Source organism: Kribbella sp. NPDC050820 (genome assembly GCF_040653975.1).
In the GTDB taxonomy this organism is placed as follows: Bacteria; Actinomycetota; Actinomycetes; order Propionibacteriales; family Kribbellaceae; genus Kribbella.
This window is the reverse complement of sequence record NZ_JBFAHB010000149.1, coordinates 1-6,866: the sequence shown is the minus strand read 5'-3', so window position 1 is coordinate 6,866 and position 6,866 is coordinate 1. Positions and strand designations below refer to the sequence as shown.

Genomic DNA, 6,866 nt, shown 5'->3' with positions numbered 1-6,866 from the left:
CAGGAGTGCTCGGATTGCAGTGGTGATTTCGGCTGGGGACTCCTCGGCCATGAAATGGCCGGCTGACGTCGTCTGGTGGTCTAGGTCGTCCGACCAGGCTCGCCACCGGCCGGCGGCATCGAAGCCCAGCGCCGCGCCCCAGTCCTGCTGGATCACGGTCAGTGGCATCCGCAACTTGTTGCCAGCGGCAAGATCAGCCTGGTCGTGGTCGACATCGACGGTCGCCGAGGCGCGATAGTCGGCCACGATCGACGGGACGGCGGCGCGACACGCAGCCAGGTACGCCGCACGGACGTCGGCGGGGATCGCGGAGTCGTCCTTCGCCCAGAGCGTCAGGAAGTGGCCGAAGAACGCGTCCGCGCTGGCGGCGATCATCGTCTCGGCCAGGCCGGGCGGTTGCGCCATCAAGTACAGGTGAAAGCCAACGGCGGCGCTGGTCCCGCGCATGACGTCCCACATGTCTAGGGTCGGCAGTACGTCGAGGCACATCAGGTGCGTGATGACGTCCGGATGGTCGAGACCGGCCCGGAACGCGACCAGCGCGCCTCGGTCGTGACCAGCCAGGGCGAACGTTAAGTGCCCGAGTTCGCGTGCCACCGCGACGATGTCGGCCGCCATCGTCCGCTTGGCGTAGTCGTCGGCCGGCTTGTCGCTGGCGCCGTACCCCCGCAGGTCCGGGCAGATGACGGTGTGATCCGCGGCCAGGTCGGCGGCCACGTGACGCCACATCAGATGGGTCTGCGGGAACCCGTGCAGCAGCACGATCGGCGTACCGGAGCCGCCGACCGCGACGTTCAGCGCAACCCCGTCGGCGGCCGGGACGCGGTGGTAGTCGAATCCTTTGATCTTCATGACGGTCAGCCTCCTGGACGCAGATGAGTGTTGGATGAGTACCGTGGGCGGGTGGAGTTCGGGGTGCTCGGGGCGGTGATGGCCTGGGACGACGACGGGCAGCCGGTCGACCTGAAAGGCCCGCGGCACCGGGCGGTGCTGGCCCGACTGATCGTTGCCCGCGGCCGCGTCGTACCGGCGACTCGTCTGGTGGACGATCTGTGGCTCGACCCGCCTGACGGCGCGCTGAGCGCAGTACGGACCTTTGTCGCCTCGCTGCGTCGTGCGCTTGAACCGGACAGAGCGCCACGTACGCCGGCACGCCTGCTGGTGACCGAAGGGCCTGGCTATGCGTTGCGAACGGACGCTGTCGACGCGTGGCGCTTCGAGAAGGCGGCAGGCGGCACACTGCCCGAACTGCAGCAGGCGTTGGCGTTGTGGCGCGGTCCGGCGTACGCCGACTTCGCGGACGAGACCTGGGCGCAGGCAGAGCGCGCGCGGCTCACCGAGCTTCGACTGCGAGCCGTCGAACGCCAGGCAGAGTTGCTACTAGCGCTCGGCCTTGCCGCCGAGGCAGTGCCTGAGCTGGACGCACATGTGACCGAGCACCCGTGGCGTGAAGACGCATGGCGGCTGCTGGCGCTCGCGCTCTACCGCACTGGTCGTCAGGGCGATGCTCTCGCCGTACTGCGGCGCGCTCGCTCGATGCTGGTCGACCAGCTCGGTGTCGATCCGGGTACGGCGTTGAACCGCTTGGAGACCGACATCCTCAACCAGGCCGACCACTTGGCGCCTGCGTCGGCAGGGCGGGTGTGGGAGGAGGCGGCCGCGGCGTACGACCGCACTGTGGGAGCGGGCGCACGTGTGCGGCTGGAGTCGACGGTGGGATTGCTGCGCAACCTGGCAGTCACCGGAGGCGGCGGACTAGAAGCCGCACGCCGCCACCGGCTCGCCGCCGTCACTGCAGCCGAGGAGCTCGGCGATGCAGACCTGACCGCGAGAGTCATCGGCGCGTACGACGTACCTGCGATCTGGACGCGGTCGGACGACGAGGCCCAGGCGGCCGCGATCGTTGCCGCGGCGGAGCGCGCCCTGCGGACGCAGGACCACCCGGCTGCGCGAGCACGCCTCCTTGCGACGATCGCGCTGGAGTCGCGTGGATCGCGTGCACCACGTGCAGCGGACGCGGCGCGTGAGGCCGAGGAAATCGCCCGCGGGCTTGACGATCCGGCGCTACTCGCCTTTGTACTCAACGCTGTCTGGATGCAGACCTGCCATCGCGCTGGCCTTGCACCTCAACGTGATGCCATCGGTGTGGAGCTGGTGGACTTGTCGGCGCGGCACGGGCTGTTCATGTATGAGGTCCTCGGCCATCTGATCCGCCTGCAGTCACGTAGCGCCCTCGACGACTTCCCGTCAGCCGACCACCATGCAGCAGCCGCCGACGCCTTGGCGGCCAGGCACGAGCTTCCACTGGTCGGCGTCTTCACCACCTGGTACCGCGCCATGCGCGAGGACACGGAGCCCGCCTACCGCAAGGCAGCAGACCTGCTCGACGGCGCCGGCATGCCTGGCCTCCAGCAAGGCCTGCTACCCCTAGCCCTCGCATGCCATCACCTGCGCCACGGCCTGCCCGTCCCCGACCTCGACTACGGCCCTTACAGCCCGTGGGTCCGCCCGACCCATGACATCCCCGAGTCGCCACCAGGCCTGCTGCTCGAGACCCTGTGGTGCCTGACCGTCCACGCTGCCCGAGAGCGCGACGACGTACAACTGCTGGCCCGAGCCCGCGCCGCCCTGACCCCAGCAGCCGCAGAGCTGTCCGCCGGCTCAGGCCTCCTCACCCTCGGCCCGATCGCGGACTACCTGTAGTCGTCTGGCGAGCCTGTCTCGGACTTGCGCTCGGCGGCGACGCGCAGCTCGTGGTGGGACTGGTGTGCTGTGGTCCGGTAGGCCTCGTCGTGCGCGGCCAACGCGCCTGCAACCCCCGAGCCGTGACCACTGCGCTTGGCCCATTTCGCGAACCAGGTCAGGCCGGCCAGTACGACGGCCAGCCCGCCGAGGAACACCAGATAGGCCATGTCGTCGAGCGTACCGTCGTTCCCAGGAAGCTCCCAGGATGCTCACAGGGCCGTTGCAGTACGGGCGACCAGGATTGAGTCATCGCCGGGAACGAGTCCCGGCCCCGGACCTTCCAGGAGCACCCGATGCGCACCAAGATCGTCAAGACCGTTGCCGCCGGCACCATTGTCAGCCTGGGCCTCGCCGCCGTCGCCTTCACCCCGGCCGCCTACGCGAGCACCACGTCCGACCAGTCCACCGCGACCACCCGCACCGCGATCGGCCCCCACCTGGCCGTCCTCACCGACCCGATCCAGCTCCCGGTCCGGAAGGCCGCCTAACCCCGGCGCGCGCGAACCGCCAATGCGTGCGGGACCTCGAAGCCGCCGGGTTCCTCGAAGTGCTCGAGGACGAGGCCGGTGCCGAGGAACGCGTTGAGATACTCGGCGAGCGGGATGTGGCGCATCCCGACCCGGCGGCGGATGCCGTCCTCGGCCCACCAGGGCGACTCCTCCGCCCACCCGGGCGTGCGGTAGCTCGGGTGAACCAGCCGGCTGCCGTCGTCGGCGTTGTAGACGACGTGCGGGCCGTTGAAGCACGGGTGTACGCCGTAGGCGACCAGCACACCGTCAGGTCGCAACACCCGTGTCGCCTCCCGCAGTACCTGCCCGAAGTCGTCGACATCGGTTGAGATCCACATCACCATCGCGGTGTCGAAGGATGCGTCGGCGAAGGGCAAAGCAGCGGCGTCGGCGACCATCAGCGGGCCATCGGTGCGGGTCCGGGCCATCCGGAGCTGGTCGGTCGAGAAATCCACCCCGACGACCTCCCGGCCGGTCGCGCGGATGGTCTCGAAGTTGCGCCCGGTGCCGCATCCGATGTCCAGGCAGGGCCCGGATCCAGGGCCGAGGAGGTCGAGCAGACCCGGTTGGTGGGTCTCCGCGCCGGCGACGAAACGCTCCTCGTACCAGTCGGCCAGGCCGTCGTAGCGAGCCCTCATTCCAGCCTCCCCGGGTCGAGCTTTCAGCCTACCCAGCTCCCTGCTTTAGGTTGAGCAGACGACCTACGGGTAAGCTTTGCCGACGTTCTCTTTAGGTTTGGAAGGTCCACTGTGGGTTCGGTTATCAAGAAGCGCCGTAAGCGGATGGCGAAGAAGAAGCACCGCAAGCTGCTGAAGAAGACGCGGGTTCAGCGCCGCAAGCTCGGCAAGTAAGCAGTTCCTGCCGCGCCGGCACCCGGCGGCGCGGTGCAGTGTGGGGTTGCTGTCTGGCTGGGGGTCTCTCGTGGCACAGGTGGTGATGGTGACCGGCGTCTCGCGAGACGCCGGCGCTCGCTGTGCCCGCAGGCTGGCCGACGACCCGTCGATCGGCACGGTGCTCGGCGTGGACGTGGTGCCGCCACGGGCCGAGCTGGGCCGGGTCCGGTTCGTCCGGGCCGACATCCGCAACCCCGTGATCGCCAAGGTGATCGCCGCCGAGGACGTCGACACGGTCGTCCACACCGGCGTCGTGGCCACCCCGGGCAGCGCCGGCGGCCGGTCGTCGATGAAGGAGATCAACGTCATCGGCACCATGCAGCTGCTCGCCGCCTGCCAGAAGGCGCCCGGCGTGGCCAAGCTGGTGGTGAAGTCGTCCACCACGGTGTACGGCGCGGGTCCACGCGACCCCGCCATGTTCACCGAGGAGATGGCGCCGCGGGCAATCCACCAGACCGGCCTCAGCAAGGACGCGGTCGAGGTCGAGGGGTACGTGCGCGGGTTTGCCCGGCGCCGCCCCGACGTCTGCGTCTCCACGCTCCGGATGGCGAACTGGATCGGCCCCAGGACCGACTCCCCGATCACCCGGTACTTCTCGATGCCCGTGGTGCCGACGGTTTTCGGGTACGACGCACGCCTCCAGTTCCTGCACGAGGACGACGGCGTCGCGGCGATCCACCACGCCACCGTCAACGACCTGCCCGGCACCTTCAACCTGGCCGGCGACGGGATCCTCGCGCTGTCCCAGGCGATCCGGCGACTCGGCCGGCCGGCCCTGCGGCTGCCCTCGTTCACCGCGTCCAGCACGGCGGCCGCCGTACGGCGCGCGCGGCTCGCGGACTTCTCGCCCGACCAGATCACCTTCCTGACCTACGGCCGGGCCGTGGACACGACGCGGATGCGCACCGAGTTCGGGTTCGAGCCCGCGTACACGACGGCCGGGGCCTTCGACGACTTCCGCGCTTCGCTCGGGCCGGGCGCGGTGTCGCAGGCAGCCCACCTGCTCGGCGCCGGGCTGGGAGCGCTGCGTGGCTGACGCCGAGGTGATCCCGATCGGTACCGGCGGGCGGCCGGGCCGCGGCAGTGGCCGCCGTACGACGCCCTCCGCGGCAGCCCGCGCGCTCGCCGGCTCGTCCTCGAAGCGGAGGAGGAAGCCCGCCCGCGCCAAGGCTCCGGAGGCGCCGCCCGAGCCGGTCGGTGTCGTGCCGGACGCCGAGGACATCCCGGTGCTCGAAGCGCCGGCGGCGTTCGACTTCGCCGGGCTAGAGCGAGTGGTGCGCGAGCTGTTCGGCGACGAAGGCGAGCGCCGGGTCGCGGAGTGGCTGGCCTTCCTGCGCCGGCGGCTGAGCGGGAGCTACGAGGTCGACGAATTCGGGTACGACGCCGACCTGACCGACCAGGTGCTGCTGCCGCTGCTGCGGCCGATGGCGGAGAAGTGGTTCCGGGTCGACGTGCGCGGGGTGGAGAACATCCCGTCGGACGGCGGCGCGCTGATCGTGGCGAACCACTCCGGGACGATGCCACTGGACGGGCTCGTCACCCAGCTGATCGTCGCGGACCACGCGCACCGGCCGCTGCGGACACTGGCCGCGGACCTCGTGTTCCAGACGCCGTTCGTCGGTGAGCTGGCCCGCAAGGGCGGGGCCACGCTGGCGAGCAACGACGACGCCGAGCGGTTGCTCGGGCGCGGCGACCTGGTCGGCGTGTGGCCGGAAGGGTTCAAGGGGATCGGGAAGCCGTTCAGCGAGCGGTACAAGCTGCAGCGGTTCGGCCGGGGCGGGTTCGTCAGCGCGGCGATGCGGACCGGGGTGCCGATCGTGCCCTGCTCGATCGTCGGGGCCGAGGAGATCTACCCGCTGGTCGGCAACATCGCGTCGCTGGCGCGGCTGCTGGGCGTTCCGTACATCCCGATCACGCCGTTCTTCCCGCTGCTCGGGCCGCTCGGGCTGATCCCGCTGCCGTCCAAGTGGCTGATCGAGTTCGGCGAGCCGATCCGCACCGACGACTTCCCCGACGGCGCCGCCGACGACCCGATGCTGGTCTTCAACGTCACCGACCAGGTCCGCGAAACCATCCAGCAGACCCTCTACACCCTCCTAATGCAACGCCGCAGCGTCTTCTTCTAACCCCCCGCCCCCGCCGGACCCCACCCCCCCGGCCGACCCCACGCGCCCCGCCGACCCCGCCGGCCCGCGGCGCCCGCGCCGGTCCCTGCCGATCCCACGGCCCTCCGCCACCCTGCGGCCCCCGCCGATCCCACGGCCCTCCGCCACCCTGCGGCCCCCGCCGATCCCACGGCCCGCGCGCCGACTCCATCGTCCCTGGCCGACCCCACCGCCGCGCCGACCCCACGGCGCCCCCGCCGATCCCTGCCGACCCCACCGCCTCGCGGCGCCCCCTGCGACCCCACCGCCCCGCGGCGCCCCGCGCCGACCCCACGGCCCTCCGCCACCCCGCGGCTCCCCGCCGACCAAACCGCCGCGCCGACCCAACCCCCACCCCATCGCCCCCGCGCCGACCCCACGGCGCGCCCCGCCGACCCCACGGCGTTCGAGGGGATATCCCATGCCGTGCTGGGTTCTCCCCTCTCATACGAGCAGAGAACCGCACCTTCGAGTGGATATCCGGCTCTTGTGACGGATGTGTGGGTGGTTGAGCGCGGCTTGAGCGGCGCACGCCGTTCTCTGTCTAGGTTTCTGAGCTGTCGAGGAACAGGAAC

The 6,866-nt window shown here is 70.7% G+C and carries 8 protein-coding genes; 5 read left to right on the top strand and 3 right to left on the bottom strand.

The genetic code is table 11. The annotated features are described in order from the left end of the window. The coding region (locus AB0H36_RS47745; RefSeq protein ID WP_360538950.1) for an alpha/beta hydrolase at positions 1-852 on the bottom strand (852 nt) is incomplete at its 3' end. Between the two features lie 51 nt (positions 853-903). On the opposite strand from AB0H36_RS47745, the gene AB0H36_RS47740 reads away from it, so the two are divergent. Then, positions 904-2,703: a BTAD domain-containing putative transcriptional regulator gene (locus AB0H36_RS47740; RefSeq protein WP_360538948.1), complete on the top strand. Its 1,800-nt coding sequence runs from the start codon at positions 904-906 to the stop codon at positions 2,701-2,703. Here AB0H36_RS47740 and AB0H36_RS47735 read toward each other — a convergent pair. After that, complete coding sequence (locus AB0H36_RS47735) at positions 2,694-2,912, bottom strand: hypothetical protein (RefSeq protein ID WP_360538945.1); 219 nt, start codon at positions 2,910-2,912, stop codon at positions 2,694-2,696. The two genes, AB0H36_RS47740 and AB0H36_RS47735, sit on opposite strands and share 10 nt — an antisense overlap. A gap of 126 nt (positions 2,913-3,038) precedes the next feature. On the opposite strand from AB0H36_RS47735, the gene AB0H36_RS47730 reads away from it, so the two are divergent. After that, on the top strand, positions 3,039-3,233 hold the full coding sequence (locus AB0H36_RS47730; protein ID WP_360538942.1) for a hypothetical protein: 195 nt from the start codon (positions 3,039-3,041) through the stop codon (positions 3,231-3,233). Here the strand turns inward: AB0H36_RS47730 and AB0H36_RS47725 are convergent. Continuing rightward, positions 3,230-3,892, bottom strand: a complete 663-nt coding sequence (locus tag AB0H36_RS47725) for a class I SAM-dependent methyltransferase (RefSeq protein ID WP_360538939.1) — start codon at positions 3,890-3,892, stop codon at positions 3,230-3,232. The genes AB0H36_RS47730 and AB0H36_RS47725 overlap by 4 nt on opposite strands. A 111-nt stretch (positions 3,893-4,003) precedes the next feature. Between AB0H36_RS47725 and AB0H36_RS47720 the strand changes: the two genes are divergently transcribed. The 3 genes from AB0H36_RS47720 (at position 4,004) to AB0H36_RS47710 (ending at position 6,273) form a co-directional block, all read left to right on the top strand. Next, positions 4,004-4,105 carry an AURKAIP1/COX24 domain-containing protein gene (locus tag AB0H36_RS47720; protein ID WP_008356322.1) on the top strand — a complete coding sequence of 34 codons (102 nt, stop codon included), beginning with the start codon at positions 4,004-4,006 and terminating at the stop codon, positions 4,103-4,105. A 70-nt stretch (positions 4,106-4,175) separates the two neighbouring features. Then, a complete protein-coding gene (locus tag AB0H36_RS47715) occupies positions 4,176-5,183 on the top strand; it encodes an NAD-dependent epimerase/dehydratase family protein (RefSeq protein ID WP_360538936.1) in 1,008 nt (335 codons plus the stop codon). After that, on the top strand, positions 5,176-6,273 hold the full coding sequence (locus tag AB0H36_RS47710) for a lysophospholipid acyltransferase family protein (RefSeq protein WP_360538933.1): 1,098 nt from the start codon (positions 5,176-5,178) through the stop codon (positions 6,271-6,273). Before AB0H36_RS47715 ends, AB0H36_RS47710 begins: the two co-directional genes overlap by 8 nt. The last annotated feature ends 593 nt before the right edge of the window (positions 6,274-6,866 follow it).